19 protein-coding genes are annotated in these 18,837 nt (G+C 49.2%); 16 read left to right on the top strand and 3 right to left on the bottom strand.

What is annotated here, in order from left to right:
- Positions 1-15: 15 nt before the first annotated feature.
- Entirely contained in the window at positions 16-930 is a 915-nt protein-coding gene (locus L2712_RS05175; protein WP_248977096.1) for a transporter, read from the bottom strand.
- 541 nt (positions 931-1,471) lie between these two features.
- On the opposite strand from L2712_RS05175, the gene fusA reads away from it, so the two are divergent.
- Complete coding sequence (fusA, locus tag L2712_RS05170; protein ID WP_248977095.1) at positions 1,472-3,556, top strand: elongation factor G; 2,085 nt, start codon at positions 1,472-1,474, stop codon at positions 3,554-3,556.
- Between the two features lie 99 nt (positions 3,557-3,655).
- Positions 3,656-4,273 carry a 3'-5' exonuclease gene (locus tag L2712_RS05165; protein ID WP_248977094.1) on the top strand — a complete coding sequence of 206 codons (618 nt, stop codon included), beginning with the start codon at positions 3,656-3,658 and terminating at the stop codon, positions 4,271-4,273.
- Here L2712_RS05165 and L2712_RS05160 read toward each other — a convergent pair.
- Entirely contained in the window at positions 4,270-5,298 is a 1,029-nt protein-coding gene (locus tag L2712_RS05160) for a LacI family DNA-binding transcriptional regulator (RefSeq protein WP_033538390.1), read from the bottom strand. The genes L2712_RS05165 and L2712_RS05160 overlap by 4 nt on opposite strands.
- A 64-nt stretch (positions 5,299-5,362) precedes the next feature.
- Positions 5,363-6,055, bottom strand: coding sequence for a DUF3334 family protein (locus L2712_RS05155; RefSeq protein ID WP_033538389.1), 693 nt, complete (start codon positions 6,053-6,055; stop codon positions 5,363-5,365).
- A gap of 360 nt (positions 6,056-6,415) precedes the next feature.
- Between L2712_RS05155 and L2712_RS05150 the strand changes: the two genes are divergently transcribed.
- From L2712_RS05150 to L2712_RS05085, 14 genes are all read left to right on the top strand, one after another.
- Entirely contained in the window at positions 6,416-8,053 is a 1,638-nt protein-coding gene (locus L2712_RS05150) for a methyl-accepting chemotaxis protein (protein WP_248977093.1), read from the top strand.
- Positions 8,054-8,234: 181 nt separating this feature from the next.
- On the top strand, positions 8,235-8,627 hold the full coding sequence (locus L2712_RS05145) for an ACT domain-containing protein (protein ID WP_033538387.1): 393 nt from the start codon (positions 8,235-8,237) through the stop codon (positions 8,625-8,627).
- Between the two features lie 26 nt (positions 8,628-8,653).
- Complete coding sequence (locus tag L2712_RS05140) at positions 8,654-8,911, top strand: HPr family phosphocarrier protein (RefSeq protein WP_088904702.1); 258 nt, start codon at positions 8,654-8,656, stop codon at positions 8,909-8,911.
- A gap of 11 nt (positions 8,912-8,922) precedes the next feature.
- Positions 8,923-10,632 (top strand): phosphoenolpyruvate--protein phosphotransferase, encoded by a 1,710-nt coding sequence (gene ptsP, locus L2712_RS05135; RefSeq protein WP_248977391.1) that lies wholly within the window; start codon positions 8,923-8,925, stop codon positions 10,630-10,632.
- 64 nt (positions 10,633-10,696) lie between these two features.
- Complete coding sequence (gene crr, locus L2712_RS05130) at positions 10,697-11,206, top strand: PTS glucose transporter subunit IIA (RefSeq protein ID WP_033538384.1); 510 nt, start codon at positions 10,697-10,699, stop codon at positions 11,204-11,206.
- Between the two features lie 191 nt (positions 11,207-11,397).
- The gene (locus L2712_RS05125) at positions 11,398-11,739 is read left to right on the top strand and encodes an ArsC family reductase (RefSeq protein ID WP_487250777.1); all 342 of its coding nucleotides are present in this window, start codon (positions 11,398-11,400) and stop codon (positions 11,737-11,739) included.
- Positions 11,739-12,869: a succinyl-diaminopimelate desuccinylase gene (gene dapE, locus L2712_RS05120; RefSeq protein WP_088904705.1), complete on the top strand. Its 1,131-nt coding sequence runs from the start codon at positions 11,739-11,741 to the stop codon at positions 12,867-12,869. The genes L2712_RS05125 and dapE overlap by 1 nt, the downstream gene beginning before the upstream one ends.
- A complete protein-coding gene (locus L2712_RS05115) occupies positions 12,863-13,570 on the top strand; it encodes a M15 family metallopeptidase (RefSeq protein WP_248977092.1) in 708 nt (235 codons plus the stop codon). The genes dapE and L2712_RS05115 overlap by 7 nt, the downstream gene beginning before the upstream one ends.
- The gene (locus L2712_RS05110) at positions 13,567-14,400 is read left to right on the top strand and encodes an alpha/beta fold hydrolase (RefSeq protein WP_248977091.1); all 834 of its coding nucleotides are present in this window, start codon (positions 13,567-13,569) and stop codon (positions 14,398-14,400) included. The genes L2712_RS05115 and L2712_RS05110 overlap by 4 nt, the downstream gene beginning before the upstream one ends.
- Positions 14,401-14,506: 106 nt before the next feature.
- On the top strand, positions 14,507-15,118 hold the full coding sequence (gene can, locus L2712_RS05105; protein ID WP_248977090.1) for a carbonate dehydratase: 612 nt from the start codon (positions 14,507-14,509) through the stop codon (positions 15,116-15,118).
- A gap of 209 nt (positions 15,119-15,327) precedes the next feature.
- Positions 15,328-16,515, top strand: coding sequence for an 8-amino-3,8-dideoxy-alpha-D-manno-octulosonate transaminase KdnA (kdnA, locus tag L2712_RS05100; protein ID WP_033538380.1), 1,188 nt, complete (start codon positions 15,328-15,330; stop codon positions 16,513-16,515).
- Between the two features lie 89 nt (positions 16,516-16,604).
- Entirely contained in the window at positions 16,605-17,675 is a 1,071-nt protein-coding gene (gene kdnB / locus L2712_RS05095; protein ID WP_033538379.1) for a 3-deoxy-alpha-D-manno-octulosonate 8-oxidase KdnB, read from the top strand.
- Between the two features lie 87 nt (positions 17,676-17,762).
- Positions 17,763-18,500, top strand: coding sequence for an 8-amino-3,8-dideoxy-manno-octulosonate cytidylyltransferase KdsB (gene kdsB, locus L2712_RS05090; protein ID WP_088904709.1), 738 nt, complete (start codon positions 17,763-17,765; stop codon positions 18,498-18,500).
- Positions 18,501-18,521: 21 nt separating this feature from the next.
- Positions 18,522-18,764, top strand: a complete 243-nt coding sequence (locus tag L2712_RS05085; protein WP_248977089.1) for a DUF2897 family protein — start codon at positions 18,522-18,524, stop codon at positions 18,762-18,764.
- The last annotated feature ends 73 nt before the right edge of the window (positions 18,765-18,837 follow it).

Raw genomic sequence — 18,837 nt, 5'->3', positions numbered from 1 at the left:
TGACATTCAGTCAGATTAAAAGCGATACAACCAATAGGCGCCTAAGGAGTCAAAGTCGTTACCAAATCGAGTGAGCACACCAGTACTGGCATTGAGCTTTATACTGCTTCGCGCTGTAAGGGCCAGGGAGTAAGTTAAGCCAAAGCGGGAATTATTTTGACCATCCCCGGAGGATAAGCCGTTTTTGCTGGTTTCCCCGCCAAAAAAATAGTTAGCGTTTAACGCCAGCCAGTGCCCGGGCGAAAAAGTATAGATAAGATGCGCTTGCAGGTTGGTCTGCGGTTCCTGCGCTAACCTTGTATCGCCCAAATAGGATGCGTTATCGCCATAGAGGCGAACCGAAGCGCTTAGATTGTAATACCAGCGACCTAGCTTATGGGAAAGGCCCAGCCCTGGGCGAAATATCCAGCGGTTGGCGCCGGCATTAAGGAGATACTCAGACTGGTAACTGCCCAAGGGTGCCGTGATCTCTAGGCTTGTGCCCAACACGATTCCCTGCTGCCAGGAGGCAAAGGTTTTCGCGTCCATGGCCGGTGCACCATAAAAGTTCCAGGTCAGCTTAACACTGGGATCGTTATAGCCACAGCGATCGGCCTCGACGCGCTCACCATTAAGCATGGCGCTGCCCTGAAAACAGCTGCGAGCAAGAGCCAGATCCAACTTGGCACTTCGTTCAGCCAGCGAAAAAGTTCTGGCATAGGCTAAGACGAGCGTATCGATCGTCAAACTGGCATCTGAGATTGCTGCGCCGGGAGATGGCGATACCTCCCCTTCAGAATGAAGATAACCAAGGGCAGCAAAATTTAATCCAATCGGAAGATTCGTATAGCTGCGCGGCTCAAGATCTTGTGCCTGTACGGCGCTAATCACCCACAAAAATGAGATGCCAAAGGCTGCACAGCGAATAATAAGATGTCTGGTATTTAACACACTGGCTCTTAAAACCTGCGCCTGAAAAACGAAAGCAGATAAAACGTGAGCCTTGATCTTATGGAACGCAAAGCTGTGAGCCATCAAACGCCTAAGCAACGAATTTACCATGCATTTCTCCAAACTTTTGCCTTCACCTTGATTAACTTAGCACGACAAATACACCTTTGCTTAACCCATAAAGGGTTGAATTCGTTTTAGCCCTCCCACACAAACACAGGCTATCTAATCCTATACCGCAGTAAGCTGGGGAAGAATGTCTTTCTTAAAATAAACCCGGCGCGGATTTTTTCTGCCCAGCACAGCACAGCAACATATAAAAAGATATAACGAATTTTCGGGTTATAACATCATGTTCTTTTTATGACCGAAAACCAGTCCCGCTATGGGTTTGCTTCAGGGGGAAGACATCAAAGAGTGGGTAATTTCTCGAGATAAAGATGATATTTCAGCAAAATTGATAAAAATGAATAAAAAAATTTGAAAAGTATTGATATACTTCCCCCCGAATTTTAGAACGTAACTCCAATAGAGTAGAAAAATGACTGATTTATCAAAGTACAGAAACATTGGTATCTTCGCTCACGTTGATGCGGGTAAGACCACCACAACAGAGCGTATCCTAAAGCTAACCGGCAAGATTCATAAGCTGGGTGAAGTTCATGATGGTGAATCTACAACCGACTTCATGGAACAGGAAGCTGAGCGTGGTATTACCATTCAGTCTGCTGCTGTAAGTTGCTTCTGGAACGATCACCGTTTCAACGTCATCGACACCCCTGGCCACGTTGACTTCACAGTTGAAGTTTATCGTTCTCTAAAAGTACTAGACGGTGGTATCGGTGTATTCTGTGGTTCTGGTGGTGTTGAGCCACAATCAGAAACCAACTGGCGTTATGCAAACGAATCTGAAGTTGCGCGTATCATCTTCGTAAACAAGCTGGACCGTATGGGTGCAGACTTCTTGCGCGTTGTTAAGCAAACTAAAGACGTTCTTGCGGCTAACCCACTCGTTATGGTACTGCCTATCGGTATCGAAGATGAGTTCAAGGGCGTTGTCGATCTACTAACCCGTAAAGCATGGGTTTGGGACGAAACTGGACAAGCTGAAAACTACAGCATCGAAGATGTACCTGCTGACATGGTTGACCTTGTTGAAGAATACCGTGAGCAACTGATCGAGTCTGCCGTTGAGATGGACGACGACCTGATGGAAGCTTACATGGAAGGCGAAGAGCCATCTATGGAAGACATCAAGCGTTGTATCCGTGCAGGTACTCGTACCATGCACTTCTTCCCAACATACTGTGGTTCTGCGTTTAAGAACAAAGGTATGCAGCTTCTACTAGACGCAGTTGTTGATTACCTACCTTCTCCACAAGAAGTTGATCCACAGCCTCTGACCGACGAAGAAGGTAACGAAACTGGCGAACACGCTATCGTTTCAGCTGACGAGCCACTAAAAGCGCTTGCGTTCAAGATCATGGATGACCGTTTCGGTGCCCTGACCTTCGTACGTATCTACTCTGGTCGCATCAACAAAGGCGATACCATTCTTAACAGTGCAACTGGTAAGACTGAACGTATCGGCCGTATGTGTGAAATGCAAGCAGATGAGCGTAACGAACTTGAATCAGCTCAAGCTGGTGACATCATCGCTATCGTAGGTATGAAGAACGTGCAAACTGGTCACACTCTGTGTGATGTTAAGCACCCTTGTACTCTTGAAGCCATGGTATTCCCAGAGCCAGTTATCTCTATCGCTGTTGCGCCAAAAGATAAAGGCGGCTCAGAGAAAATGGGTATCGCTATCGGTAAGATGATCGCAGAAGATCCATCATTCCGCGTTGAAACTGACGAAGATTCAGGCGAAACCATCCTTAAGGGTATGGGTGAACTTCACCTAGACATTAAGGTAGACATCCTGAAGCGTACTTATGGCGTTGACCTAATCGTTGGTGAGCCTCAAGTAGCATACCGTGAAACTATCACTCAAGAAATTTCTGATAGCTACACGCACAAGAAGCAGTCAGGTGGTTCTGGTCAGTTCGGTAAGATCGACTACACCATCCGTCCTGGTGAGCAAAACTCTGGCTTCACGTTCAAGTCATCTGTTGTTGGTGGTAACGTACCTAAAGAATTCTGGCCTGCTGTTGAAAAAGGTTTCGAGAGCATGATGCAGACTGGTACCGTTGCTGGCTTCCCAGTACTAGACGTTGAACTAGAACTGACTGACGGTGCTTTCCACGCAGTTGACTCGTCAGCTATCGCGTTCGAAATCGCTGCTAAAGGCGCATTCCGTCAATCTATGCCAAAAGCTGGCGCGCAACTGCTTGAGCCTATCATGAAAGTTGACGTATTCAGCCCAGAAGACAACGTAGGTGACGTAATTGGTGACCTTAACCGTCGTCGCGGCATGATCAAAGATCAGCAAGCTGGTGTGACTGGTGTTCGTATCAAGGCTGACGTACCGCTTTCAGAAATGTTCGGTTACATCGGTTCTCTACGTACAATGACCTCTGGTCGTGGTCAGTTCTCTATGGAGTTCTCACACTACTCACCATGTCCAAACAGTGTTTCTGAGAAAGTTATCGCTGAAGTTAAAGAAAGAGAAGCTAAGAAGTAATATTACTGCTTAACTAAACCTTCTTTACCAAAAACCCTAACAATGTAAGTTGTTAGGGTTTTTTCTTATTTCGTGCTCGACACCATCAGAGGATCAGTTATGTCTGCCGCGTCATCTATAGTGGTACTGGATTTCGAAACCACAGGTCTCTCCCCCCAACAGGGCGATCGCGCCATCGAGATAGGTGCGGTAAAACTCAAGCAAGGAGTCGTGGTCGATAGGTTTCAAGAGTTGATGAATCCCGGGTTTCGCATCAGCAGTTTTATCGAACAATATACCGGGATCAGCAATCAGATGTTGGAGCAGGCACCAAGCGTGGCCAGTGTCATGAGCGACTTTGCCGACTTTATTGATGGCAGTCACCTGGTGGCTCACAATGCCAGTTTCGATCAGAAATTTTTGGCGGCAGAACTTGCCCGCATTAACCTAGAGCAATCCCAACCATTTGCTTGTTCACTCCTGCTGGCAAGACGCCTGTTTCAAAACTCACCCAACCATCAGCTTGGCACCTTAGTCAGTTATCTCGCGATCGAAAACGATGGGGTGTTTCACCGCGCCCTCAATGATGCCGAGGTCACAGCCTCGTTATGGCTGGCGCTCAACGATGCGGTCATAAACAGATGGAGTTGCCCTGCTCCCAGTTTTGAGCTGATGCTAGCCCTTCAGCGCCAACCTAAACAACAATTAGATCAATTTATGCGTAGGTGGCAGGGCTAACGGGATTCGCCGCAAGACTCCCGTTCAATTAAGCTGGTGGGGATCAACTGGTTACTCACCTCTTGGCCCTTGATCATCTTCAGCAGACTCTCCACCAAGATCTCACCAGCCAACTTGGTATTTTGCTTGATGGTGGTCAGCGGCGGATTGGCAAAGCTTGCCACGGGAATATCGTCATAGCCTACGACGGCCACATCCTCTGGCACCCTAAGTCCTTTTTCCTTAAGCGCACGTATGGCACCTATAGCAATGAGATCGCTGGCGGCAAAGATGGCATCAAAGGGACGCTTTTGCGCTAACAGCTGATTGGTCGCCTCGAAACCAGAACTTTCTGTGCTGATGGCATCAAACTGTAGGCTTTTTTGCAAGGTGACACCCGCCGCCTTAAGCGCCTGTTGATGACCAAGATATCTGGCCTGAAACTCAGGGCTATGGCTGGACGCATCGCCAATAAAGGCAATGTGACGTCGGCCCTTAGCCAGCAGATGTTCTGTGGCGAGCATGCCCCCCTGACGATTATCACAGCCAATAGAGAGAACTGAGGACTTGTTTTGCGCCGGTCCCCAGATCACAAAATGGGTATTTTGCGCCGCGAGTTTGTCCAGTTTCTCCTCATAGTCCATGTAATCACCGTAACCCAGCAAGATAATGCCATCGGCTTTATTGCTGTCCTCATAGTCAGCATGCCAGTCGCTGCTAAGCTGCTGAAAGGAAACTAATAAGTCATAGCCTTGCTGAGCGGTGGCCCGGGTAATGGAGCCTAGCATGGAGAGGAAAAAGGGATTGATTAACGAATCATCGTTGGTAGGGTCTTCACACAACAACAAGGCCAGTGTCAGGCTGCTTTGAGTTCGCAAATTACTGGCATTCTTATCGACCTTATAATTGAGTTCTTTGGCAATGGCCTGAACCCTAAGGCGGGTCTCTTCATTGACCAGAGGGCTGTTTCTTAGCGCGCGTGACACGGTTGATTGCGACACACCCGCACGGTATGCGATATCGATAGAGGTGGCTTTGGTTGTCATAATTATTGGCGACCTTGTAAAAAATCAGCAGGACGAGCCAAGACTCGTCCCCTTAGACCCTGAATTATATCCCAAGCTCCTTCATCAAATCATCTGAATCGTCCACCACCACGGCGCTATTCACTGCAGCCGACCAAGAGCTGTCATTTGCCTTACTGCCTTGACCATGCTGGGCCAGTAAAGCATCGGGATCATCCTCTTCATGCTCAAACTCTGCCAGTTTGATGAACTCTGTCTTATCCATGGCAAACTCGAGATAGAAGATATGATTTCTAGCGGTTTTAAAAGCGACGCGGCGAGCCACGGCTTCATCTAGGTTAGTATCAATAGAGATGGTCAGCTCTTTGTTGATGGTCAGCATCTTAGGCTGACTCTGATTAATCGAGGTTTGCAGCTCCTTGTTCATCTTAACGATAAAATACCCCAGGATCTGGTTCATCAGTTCGCCCATGACGTCACCCACCTCATCAGAGGTATGTGAAAACGCCAGCTCAGACTCAGGCATCCCCATCTGTTTCATATAAGCCTGATAGATCTCGACCGCCGCAGGGGCTGAGAAATTGATCACCACCAGACCAGAGAAGCCACCATCGAAGATGGAAAAGCAGCCTAAATCGGGCTTCAAACAGGTCTTGGTGATACTCTGCACCATGGCCGCATGGCTCACTTCACTGGCAGTCGTACTAGATAGCACATGGCACACTGAGTTACAGAGTTTAAGTAAAATATCGTCGGATGTGATCACTTGTGAAGTCATAAGCTCATAATAAGTAAAAAAGAGTCATACTCCATTCTGCGCTCTCTTATGATAAAAATCAAAATCAAAACAGAGGATTAGTTGATTCTCACTCAGAGGTAACAAAAACCGCAAGTTTATTGACTCATTAGCCCCCTTAGATGGCCTTAGAAACTGGCGCTGTTGGCGTCAGTAAATTGATTACAAAAACGTCAAAAAAACATCATAAAAGTGCTAAAAAATTACCTTCTGTTTACATATTTGCGTGAGCCACGTCCAACTAATTAACATTAGGTATTCAATGGATTGACTATTGATTCTAATCATCTTGGTTAGCCTGTATATTTGCAACATTCAACTGGACCGTAAGTAGGACGTCACATGCTAGAGCTCCTCAGAAGGTTTACCATACTTCAACGTTTGATCTTTATGTTAGTGCTTGCCGCGATAGGCACTTTTGTATTTGCCAGTTTTTCGATCAACGAACAACGCAATAACCTGATCGAGCAGAAATGGGTACAAAACGATGCGCAGCTATCAACACTCTTAAGTATCATCGCAAGCCATCACAAGCAGGTAGAGCAGCAGCAACTGTCTGCCGATGAGGCCAAAACCGAGGCAGCCAATCTGGTCAACCAGATCCAATATGGCACGACTGGTTACTTCCTACTATTTGATAAAGACCATACCCTGCTCGCCAATGGCGCCAGCCCAGATAGGCTCGGGATGAAGGCTTCATCCCTTGCCGATAGCATGGGAGGCAGAGCCTTTGACAGACTCTTGAATACTGCTCAGGCAAAAGGCGTCGCAAAAGAAAGCATAGAAATGCTCAATCCCATTACAGGCAAACAAGAACAAGCCTTGGTAGAAGCGCGCACCTTCCCTGCATGGCAATGGACACTGGTGACAACCTCCCAAATGAGTGATGTCAACGACACCACCTACAGTGTGATGTTTGATTACTTAGGTATCATGGTCCTGATTTCGGCGCCTATCTTTGCCTTCTTCCTAGTGCTAAATCACTCCATCAGTTCACCACTGAATCAGGCTATCGATGCCATGAAAGATATCGCAGAAGGTGAAGGCGACCTCACTAAAAGACTGCCGACAAAAGGCAAAGATGAGGTCGTTTCTCTCGCCATCGCTTTCAATAGTTTCGTGAGCAAGATCAATAAGATGGTGGCTGATCTACAGCCTGTTGGACAATCACTGAATCAAGATGCAGACCGCCTGTTTGACGCCGTTGGCGAATCCAACGCCAGCGTTGACCATCTGCACCAGGAAACCAGCAGCGTAGCAACCGCCATCAATCAGATGCTGTCTACGACCCATGAAATGGCCACCAACACACAACAAGCTGCCGATGCCGCCACCAGTGTCAAACAGCAGGCACAAGAAAGTAAAAAGCAGATGGATGGCACGGTACAGAACACTCAGCGTCTGGTACAGGAGCTGAAAAATGCCGAAAGTATCACTCAACATCTGGGCGTCTCTTCTGAGCAGATAGGCAGTATCTTAGATGTGATCCGCGGTATTGCCGATCAAACTAACCTATTAGCCTTGAATGCGGCCATCGAAGCCGCCCGCGCCGGTACCCATGGTCGCGGCTTTGCCGTGGTAGCAGACGAAGTGCGCGCCCTGGCCAATCGCACCCAAGACTCCACCAATGAGATCCAGAAGATCATTACCGATATACAAAACGGTGTTGCCAACGTGATGCATAGCAACAGCGATACTCAAACTCAATCGGTTGAGCTACAGCATCAAGCCCAGGCCGTTGGTGAGTCACTATCAACCATCTTGGAACTGATCGCCCACATTAGCGATATGAATACTCAACTGGCCAGTGCTACCGAAGAGCAATCTCTGGTAACAGAAGAGATCAATCGCAACATCTGCAGCATTACCGAATTGTCAGAAGTGTCAGTCGCCGCCAATGAAAGCAATCGTCTTGCCGCCGAATCTCTGCGCCAAATCAGTCAAACCAGTGCCAAAATATTAGGCCAGTTTAAGGTGTAACCTTAACCGGTAACGATTGAATTAAGGGGAGCCAAACGGCTCCCCTTTTTAATCCTCTAACATCAACAACTCATCAAGGTCAGTTCGGTAAAAATCCACGCGCAAAGCTCGACAGCGGGGATTAAATCTGTGATAAGCTTAACGACATTAGAATTTTCAGCATCGATGGGATCACATTACCATGGCTCGAATGACGTTAGCGGTTCATCCTCAGCTATACAGTATTCACAGCTTTAGCCCGGACAGCGAGTTAGCGCCAGAGGTATTCAGTCAGCCCATGTTTTTCATCGGTAAAACCAAAGATGAACTCTCTGTGGTGGTCCCTGCCGAGTTGCCTCTGGACAGCCTGGAAGAAGAGAGCGATTGGCGCTGTCTTGAGGTCGTCGGTCCGCTAGGGTTCTCCATGACGGGGATCCTCGCCAGTGTCTCTGGCACCCTGGCCGAAGCTAAGATCAGTATTTTCGCCATCTCAACGTTCGATACCGACTATATACTGGTGAAAAAGGATAAGCTGCAACAAGCCATTACGGCGCTCAAAAAAACCAACTATCAAATCATTCATTATCAGGCGTAAAACCCGTCTTATCTAAGAGCACGTTTATGTACCAAAAGACTGTCACCATCATGGCCGAACATGGCATTCATACCCGTCCAGCAGCCCTGCTGGTTAAGGCAGCAAAAGCCTATGATTGTGATATTATCGTTGAATGTCAAGGCAAGCAGGCTAGCGCTAAGAGTCTGTTTAAACTGCAAACTTTAGGTCTATATCAGGGTGTTGAGGTCACGGTCAGTGCCAACGGCGAGCACGCACAGTCGGCGGTGGATACCGTCGCAGAGCTCCTCATCACCTTAAGCTAACAGGAGTCATGATGACCATTCGAGGCATAGCGGTATCAGCAGGCATCGCATTTGGACAGGCAAAGGTCCTACGTACCCAAGAAAGTAAACTCGATTATCATCTTCTCCCTCCTGATCAACTTAGCCGCGAACAACAACGTCTCAACCGAGCGCTCAAAGCCCTGATAAAACAGAGCCAGTCCAGCGCCGATAAGTTAGATCCCGACTCAGAAAACTACCAGCTAATCCAAGCGGATTTGATGTTACTGGAAGATGAAGAGTTATTGGCTGAACTCAGCGATACCATTGGCCAGCGACAATTTTCAGCGGCCCTGGCAGTCGAGCATACTTTCGCCAAACAGGCGCAGGCAATGCAAGAGATCGACTCTCCTTATATGGCCAGGCGCGCAGAAGATGTGTTGAGCCTTGGCCAGCGATTGATCCGAATTTTGCTTACGGGTCACTGTGATAATCTCAGTCGACTACCTGAAAACGCCATCGTACTGGCAAAAGATATCACCCCGGCAGAGTTTGCCACCCTGCCCCTGGAACGCGTCAGTGCCTTAGTATTACAAACTGGCGGGGTGACCAGTCATACGGCTATCTTAGCGCGCAGCGCCGGGATCCCGACCCTGATGAGCTGTCCCTGGCAAACCTTGGAGGTGACCGATGGTCAGGCGCTGGCGGTTGATGCCATCAATGGTGAACTCTATCTCGCCCCCAAGCCGGAACAAATTGAATATCTAGCGGCGCAAAAGCAACAGGCCGATGAGCGCAAGTCGGCGCTGCAGGCACTCAAAGGCAATGTGACCCAAACTGCCGATGGCCGCCCTATCCCACTGCTTGCCAATGTGGGTTGTATCAGCGAGGTCAATCATTTAGCTGATGTTGGCGCCGAAGGGGTCGGCCTGTTTCGCACCGAGTTTATGTTCATGAATAATCATGAACTCCCTGACGAGAACAGGCAGTATCAACTCTACTGTGACGCCTTACAACTGCTCGATGGAAAGCCGCTGACCATCAGAAGTATGGATATTGGCGCCGATAAAGAGGTGCCCACCCTCGCCATGACCGCAGAGGAAAATCCGGCACTTGGGCTAAGAGGTGTACGCTATACCCTGGCCCATCCAGAGCTTTTTGCCGCCCAGTTACGCGCCATTTTAAGGGCCGCCAACCATGGCCCCATCCGCTTGATGTTCCCTATGGTCAATCAAGTAGAGGAACTAGAGGCGATTCTCACCTTGCTTGAACAATGTAAACAGGCGCTCGTTGAGGCAGAGAAAGGTTATGGCGAATTGGAGATCGGCATAGTGGTAGAAACACCCGCTGCCGTCTTTAACCTGGAGTCCATGCTGCCGTTGCTCGACTTTGTCAGCATAGGCACCAATGATCTTACGCAATATACCATGGCAGCCGATCGCAGCAATCCGTTGCTGATTGACCAATACCCTGTGCTGTCACCGGCGATCATACGCCTTATCGCTCAGACAATAGACTGCGCCAAGGCGGCCAACGTCCGCGTATCCATGTGTGGCGAGCTCGCCAGCAACCCTAAAGCCGCGGCGCTTTTAGTGGGTCTTGGGCTAGATGAATTCAGTGTCAACCTAGCGTCTTTGCTTGAGGTAAAAGAAGAACTCAGTCGTTGGTCCCACCAAGATTGTGTGACCTTGGCGCAAAAAGCCCTACAAATTTCGCGGATAGACGCCTTAAATCAATTATTAACACACTGTCACTCTTCATAATTTTTGAGTATGCTAAGCATAAAATAAAAATGACTCACCAGCGTGGAAGCACAGAGGCAAATCTATGGGATTTTTAAGCCGCATAAGACGTTTAATTTCTGGTCAACCGCCTGTCACAGGTGGCATTGATGTGTTCGCCCCTGTCTCAGGCGAAATCGTGGCCATTGAAAAGGTACCGGATGTGGTTTTTGCCGAAAAAATTGTCGGCGACGGTATTGCCATTGCACCTAAGGGCAAGCAGATAGTGGCCCCAATCGATGGCACCATAGGCAAGATATTTGAGACCAACCACGCCTTCAGTATCGAGTCGCCCCAAGGGCTAGAACTTTTCGTGCATTTTGGTGTTGGTACGGTCGAACTCAGAGGTAATGGCTTTACTCGCCTTGCCGAGGAAGGCCAGCAGGTAAAAGTCGGTGAACCCATCTTAGAGTTTGATCTCGAGTACCTAAAGGCCCATGTGGAAAGCCTGCTAACCCCAGTCGTGCTGGCAAACATGGAAGATATTCAGGGACTAGATAAGCGTCACGGCAGCATCGAAGCCGGTAAAGATGTTATCTTCTCGGTTCAGCTATAACCCTTTCATCAGTTACCGGCGCTTAGCCTTGCTATCGCCGGATCACTTATACCCTTGAGTGATTTTTTTTCAAATAACCACTCATCCCATAACCGTCACTTGAGACAGGCTCGACTCGGTGCCACAATGACGGCAAAGTGATGTTGGCCTTTGGCGTACAGCGAAACGGCCCAAACAAGGAGAATCAGATTGTGACCCTATACGGCATTAAAAATTGCGACACAGTAAAAAAGGCACTCAAATGGCTTGAAGCCAATCAACAGAGCGTGACCTTCCACGATTTTCGTGTCGATGGATTAACTCAGCAGCAGATTGAGTCATGGACTGAGCAAGTCGGCTGGGAAAGCCTGTTTAATAAGCGCAGCACCAGTTTTCGTAATCTAAGTGACGCAGAAAAGGCCGATATCGACCAAACCAAAGCAATCGATCTCATGCTCACCTATCCCACTCTCATCAAACGTCCTGTGCTGGAACATCAAGGCAAGGTGAGTGTCGGTTTTAAACCGGCGCAATATGAGGAGATCTTCCGCTAATGAGTCAGGATGTCCTTACACTGGCACAAGACCTTATTGCCAGAGCCTCAGTAACGCCCCTCGATGAAGGGTGTCAACCTTTAATGGCTGATCGACTTAAGGCAAAAGGGTTCAACATAGAATCTATGGTGTTTGAAGACACCACCAACATGTGGGCACGACGTGGCGATCAGGGCCCGGTGTTCTGCTTTGCCGGTCACACAGATGTAGTGCCAGTTGGCGATCTTAATCGCTGGCATACACCACCATTCGATCCCGTGGTGATCGACGGTTACCTTCATGGGCGTGGCGCTGCCGATATGAAAGGCTCTCTTGCTGCCATGGTGGTGGCCACAGAGCGATTTGTCGATAAACATCCTGATCACAAGGGCTCTATCGCCTTTCTGATCACCAGCGATGAGGAAGGTCCTTTCATCAATGGTACGACCCGAGTGATAGACACCTTAGAAGCGCGCAATGAGAAGATCACCTGGTCGCTGGTCGGTGAACCCTCCTCCACCCATAAGCTGGGGGATATCGTTAAAAATGGTCGCCGCGGCAGTCTGACAGGCAACCTGACGGTCAAAGGCATACAGGGACATGTTGCCTATCCACACCTGGCCGACAACCCTATCCATAAGGCCGCGCCAGCCCTTGATGAACTGGCGAAAATGAAGTGGGACAATGGTAATGAGTTTTTCCCGCCTACCAGTTTTCAGATAGCCAATATCAATGGTGGTACCGGTGCCTCTAACGTGATCCCGGGCAACCTAGAGGTGATGTTTAACTTCCGTTATTCCACAGAGGTTACCGCCGAGATCTTAATTCAACGTGTGCTGAATATCCTCGATGCCCACGGACTGGATTATGAGATCAGCTGGATTTTCAACGGCCTGCCTTTTCTCACCGATGCAGGCCCGCTGCTCGATGCCACTCGCGATGCGATCAAGGAGATCACAGGCACTGACACAGACCCTCAAACCTCAGGCGGCACCTCAGATGGACGCTTTATTGCCCCAACAGGCGCCCAGGTTATTGAGTTAGGCCCAGTCAATGCTACCATCCACAAGGTCAATGAGTGCGTTAAGGTTGATGATATCGAACAACTTGCCCTCGTTTATGAACGCATCTTGGAAAAACTGCTTTGTTAAGTGACAAACTTTATGGCGAAGGTGAATTGCCCCTGAACGATTATCAGGGGCATAGACTCGCCCCGGAGTGCGCCGAGCAGTTTGCTAAGATGCAGGCCGCGGCGGCCAAAGACAATATCGCCATCGCCATCTGCTCTAGCTACCGCGACTTTGAGCGTCAACTTGGGATCTGGAACGCTAAAGCCAGTGGCCAGCGCCCGGTACTCAATCACCAGTCCCAGCCCATTGCCATCGACGCCCTGAGCGAGGCTCAACTTGTTGACGCCATTCTCTGCTGGTCGGCGCTGCCTGGCATGTCACGCCATCACTGGGGCACAGATCTGGATCTATTCGACGCCAATACCATTACCCGTGAGAAGCTACAGCTCATCGCCAGCGAATATGACCCCCAAGGCCCTTGCCACAAACTGAATCTCTGGCTTAAGCAGTACGCAGCAGACTTTGGTTTCTATTTGCCCTATCAAGCAGGCCTGAGTGGCGTTAGCCCAGAGCCTTGGCACCTGAGCTATTTTCCACTTGCGGATCAATACCTCAAAGCCTTCGACAAAAAAAAGCTTGAGGCACAACTGCAAAAGGCACCTATTCTTCTTAAAACTGCTATTCTCGCTCGCCTTGACGAGCTGGTAGCCCAATACGTGTATTATGTAGCCCCCTCTCCTCATGGGTTCAATGCAAGCACACTGACGAGTGATCATCAATGAATTTAGAAACTTACCGACACAGTTTTACCCTAAAAGGCCAGCAGATGAGTTATCTGGATATCGGCCAAGGGCCGGTACTCCTGCTTGGCCACAGCTATTTGTGGGACAGCGCCATGTGGGCGCCGCAAATCGCCCACCTTAGTCAGCACTACCGCTGTATCGTGCCTGAACTTTGGGGCCATGGAGCGTCGGATCCCCTGCCAAGCGACTGCCGTTCTCTTAAACATCTTGCCGAGCATTATCTGGCGCTAATGGACAATCTGAGCATTGATGAGTTTTCAATCTTGGGGTTGTCGGTTGGCGGTATGTGGGGCGCAGAGCTGACCCTGATGGCGCCGCGCCGCGTAAAGACACTGGTGATGATGGGCTGTTTCCTCGGTTTTGAGCCTGAGGTTAGCCGAGCGAAATACTATGGCATTTTAGATACCATGGTGGCCGCAAAACACCTACCCACGCCACTCATCGAACAGGTAGCACCGCTATTTTTCGCCGACGATGTTGAGGCCAAACAACCCGCACTTATCGACGGCTTTAAGGCCTCACTGGCAAGCCTGCCACCGGAGCGACTCGACAGCATAGCGCGCCTGGGTCGCATTATCTTTGGTCGCCGGGATATCATGGAAGAAGCCGAGCAACTCACCCTGCCCGTACTGATTATGACAGGGACTCAGGATAAACCCAGACCTGTGCTGGAATCCTATTTGATGCACGATGCCATCGACGGCAGTGAATTTTTGCATATTCCTGATGCCGGCCATATTTCGACCTTAGAGCAGAGCGACTGGATTAATCAGCAATTAAGTAGTTTTTTTGCAAAACATTTGCGCTAACTCACAACACTGACTGACAAGCGATACTGAGTAGACCAGCAGGGAAAAATTTTGGTGCTAGAATGCGTTCCTGCAAAATCTTCTTCATAGACATGATTTTAACTAAATGAAATTACTTAAACCTTTGTTCGACAACAATCGCCGCTGGGCCAACCGCATCCTGGAGGAGAACCCTAACTTCTTCCAACAGCTCGCCCAGCAGCAAAACCCCGAGTATTTGTGGATAGGCTGTTCGGACAGTCGGGTACCTTCAAACCAGATCATCGATCTTATGCCCGGTGAGGTTTTTGTACATCGCAACATCGCCAATATGGTGATTCATACCGATCTTAACTGTCTGTCAGTGCTGCAGTATGCGGTGGAAGTGCTCAAAGTGAAACATATCATGGTGGTGGGCCACTATGGTTGCGGTGGCATTAAGGCCTCGATGGGCAATGAGAGACTCGGGCTTATCGACAACTGGCTGGGTCACATTCGTGATATCCACCGCTTGCATTCAAAGGAACTTGCCAAACTGGATGAGAAAGCCCGCTTCGATCGCCTGTGCGAACTGAATGTGGTTGAGCAGGTGCACAATGTCGCCAGTACCTCCATCGTGCTAGATGCCTGGGAACGAGGCCAGGATGTATCAGTACACGGCTGGATCTACAGTGTCGAAAACGGCCTACTCACAGATCTTGATGCCACCCTAGATATCGATTCTTTAGGTAAGCGTTAACCCGCTTTTGCTCCTAAAGCTCGTCTGCTTGGCGCATGATGGTTAAATCATGCGCTATCTTAAGTTCCCCTCGAACAAAAGCAAAAAAAAGCCGCTAAATTCAGTAAATATTCCTTAATAAACATCGCAGTTTTACACCCATCGCGTTTATAATTCGCATTGATTTATTTTTCGCGCCGCGGGCGCAGCGAATGCTAAGGAACTATTCCATGCCTGGTTTTGAATTATTTGGTCCTGAAGAGAAACAGGAAGTTGCTGACGTAATGGAAAACGGTTTTACCTTCCGTTACAACTTTGATCACATGCGTAATGACCGCTGGAAGACGCGTGAGATGGAGCAACTGCTCTGCGAGAAGATGAATGTCAAACACGCCCACCTGCTCTCTAGCGGTACCGCTGCGTTGCAAACGGCGATGGCCGCTGCAGGCATTGGTGCTGGCGATGAAGTGATCGTGCCTCCTTTTACCTTCGTCGCCTCTGTCGAAGCTGTCTTCATGGCTGGCGCCATTCCTGTGTTCGCTGAGATCGATGAAACCTTGTGTCTGTCGCCTGAAGGTATCGAAGCCGCCATCACACCTCGCACTAAAGCAATCAACCTGGTTCATATGTGTGGTTCTATGGCCAAGATGGATGAGATCAAGGCCATCTGTGAAAAGCATAACTTAGTGCTGCTCGAAGATGCCTGTCAGGCGATCGGCGGTAGCTACAAGGGTCAGGCTCTTGGCACTATCGGTGATGTAGGATGCTACTCGTTTGACTCGGTCAAGACCATCACCTGTGGTGAAGGCGGCGCGGTAATTACCAACAACGACACCATCTATGACCATGCCCACATGTTCTCAGATCATGGCCACGATCATGTTGGTAACGATCGTGGTGCCGAGGGTCACCCTATCATGGGTCTGAACTTCCGCATCTCTGAGATGAACTCAGCTATGGGTCTTGCCCAACTGCGTAAGCTAGACACCATTATCGAGATCCAGCGTAAGAACAAAAAGCTGTTAAAAGATGCCATGGCAGAGCTGCCAGAAGTCAGCTTCCGCGAGATCCCAGATCCTGAAGGCGACTCAGCAGGCTTCCTAAGCTTTATGCTACCAACTGAAGAACGTACCCAAGAGATCAGCAAAAAACTGGCTGAAAATGGCGTTGACGGCTGCTTCTACTGGTATGTAAACAATTGGCACTACCTGTCAAATTGGAAGCACATTCAAGAGCTTAAGTCACCAGCTGCTCTACCGATCACATTAATCGAAGACAAGCCTGATTATACTCAGGTGTCCGTGCCTAAGTCAGACGCCATCATGAGCCGCACCATTTCGATGCTGATCAAGCTGTCTTGGAGCGAAGAAGAGATCGCCCAGCGCATCGAAAACATTAAGCGTGCTTTTGCGGCCTAAGTCTCAAGTCACTCATTTTACCTGTCGCGTCGGCCACACGCCGCGCGACGTTACTTTTTACAGTAGAAGTCTCAACGGAGAATGTTGTAATGAGTTTTAAAAATTTCAAATGCGTACCAAAAATGATTTTTGGTCGTGGCTCTTTCGCTCAGCTAGATACCGTCCTGAGTGAAGAACGTCAGCAAGCAGACGATTTCGTGGTGTTCCTGGTTGATGATGTTCACCAAGATAAGCCGCTTGCCAAGCGCGTTCCAGCCCAACCCCATGATCTGGTGATTTACGTCAATGTGGACGAAGAGCCAACCACAGAGCAGGTTGACTCGTTAACCGAACAAGTACAAGCCTTTGCTGGCAAGCTACCTGTTAGCGTAGTCGGTTTAGGTGGCGGTTCTACCATGGACCTTGCTAAAGCCGTTTCTTTGATGCTGACCAACCCAGGCGGAAGCGCTATGTACCAAGGCTGGGATCTGATCAAGAACCCTGCAGTACACCACATTGGAATCCCAACCGTTTCGGGTACCGGCGCCGAGGCGTCTCGCACCGCGGTACTATGTGGCCCAGTTCGTAAGCTAGGTTTAAACTCAGATTATACTGTGTTTGACCAAATCATCATGGACTCTGAGCTGATTGCCGGCGTACCGACTGACCAATGGTTCTACACAGGTATGGACTGCTACATCCACTGTGTTGAGTCACTGCAAGGTACTTTCTTAAATGAGTTTGCCAAGGCCTTCGCCGAAAAGTCTATGGATCTATGCCGTGAAGTCTTCTTGGACGATCACCCAGAGAAAGATGACAAGCTGATGATGGCCTCTTACATGGGCGGCATGAGCATAGCTTATAGCCAAGTCGGTGCATGCCATGCGGTCTCTTACGGTCTGGGTTATGTACTGGGTTACCATCACGGTATCGGTAACTGCCTAGCCTTCGATGTGCTGGAAGAGTTCTACCCTGAGGGCGTTGCCGAGTTCCGTCAGATGATGGACAAGCACAACATCACTCTGCCAAAGAACATCTGTAAAGATCTGCCAGATGAAACTATCGCTAAGATGGTTGCCGTTACGAAGAGCATGGGACCACTATGGGCCAATGTGTACGGCGAAGGCTGGGAAGAGAAAGTTACCGACGAGATGTTGACTAAACTGTTCCGTCGTATCTAATCTGTAAGCTCAAGGAGTAAGGGGCTCTCAATGAGCCCCTTCTCTATATATACACTGTGCGAAACTGTAAATGGTAGGTATATCCAAATGAATGTGACTCTGTTAATCCCAGCTCGCTATGGTTCAAGCCGATTTCCCGGGAAGCCACTGGCGCCGATTAACGGTAAACCCATGATCCAGCACGTATACGAACGTGCGGCACTGGCAAAAGGCTTAACTGCCATTTATGTGGCAACCGACGATCTGCGTATTAAAGAGGCGGTCGAAGCCTTCGGTGGTAAGGTGGTGATGACAGATGAGAACGCCGCATCAGGCACCGACAGGATTGAGGATGCTATCACGCAACTGGGTTTGGCCGATGATGATCTGGTGATCAACCTTCAGGGCGATCAACCGCTGATCGATCCTATCTCCATCGAACAGATCATTACCCTGTTTGAGCGCCACCCTGGCGAATTCGCCATGGCAACCCTAGGCTATGAGATCACCGAAGAGCATGAGCTTAACGACCCTAAACACGTCAAGATGGTGTTCGACAACCAGTTTAACGCGCTTTATTTCTCACGGGCACGAATTCCTTTCGGTCGCGATACCCAGGATTACCCTGTGTATAAGCACCTTGGCGTCTATGCTTACACCCGTGAGTTTGTTCGCATCTTCAATAAATTACCACTAGGTCGCCTGGAAGATCTCGAAAAGTTGGAGCAATTACGCGCCTTAGAACACGGTTATAAGATCAAGGTCGCGATCAGCGCCTTCGACTCTCCAGAGGTGGATACTCCAGAAGATATTCGCATCTGCGAAGCCCGCCTGGCGGTCGACTAACTAACGTCTGGGAGATAGCGGATGTCGAGTCTCGAAGTTTGGCTCATAATCATCTTGGTACTTGGTGTCATCGCCAGCAACTTGGCGGTGCTCAAATACAGTAATAAGTTTAAGTTGCCGCCATTTGGTAAACCTAAACCAGAAGACAAGAGTGCTAAGCAGCAAAGCGTGCCAAAACCTGAGGACGCTTCTCATCCGGATGGGAAGCAGACAGACCCTAAGCATCGGGATGACGCCGCTGATACGGATAAACGCGACAAATAGCTAGGATAATTAAGCGCAGCCAATAAGATGAGCGATAATCGACTTTCCAAAAAAGATAAAGGCTTACCAAGGT

The organism is Shewanella marisflavi (assembly GCF_023283925.1).
Classification (GTDB): domain Bacteria; phylum Pseudomonadota; class Gammaproteobacteria; order Enterobacterales; family Shewanellaceae; genus Shewanella; species Shewanella marisflavi.
Note: the sequence above shows the minus strand (reverse complement) of the source record. Positions and strands in the feature narration are given on the sequence as shown.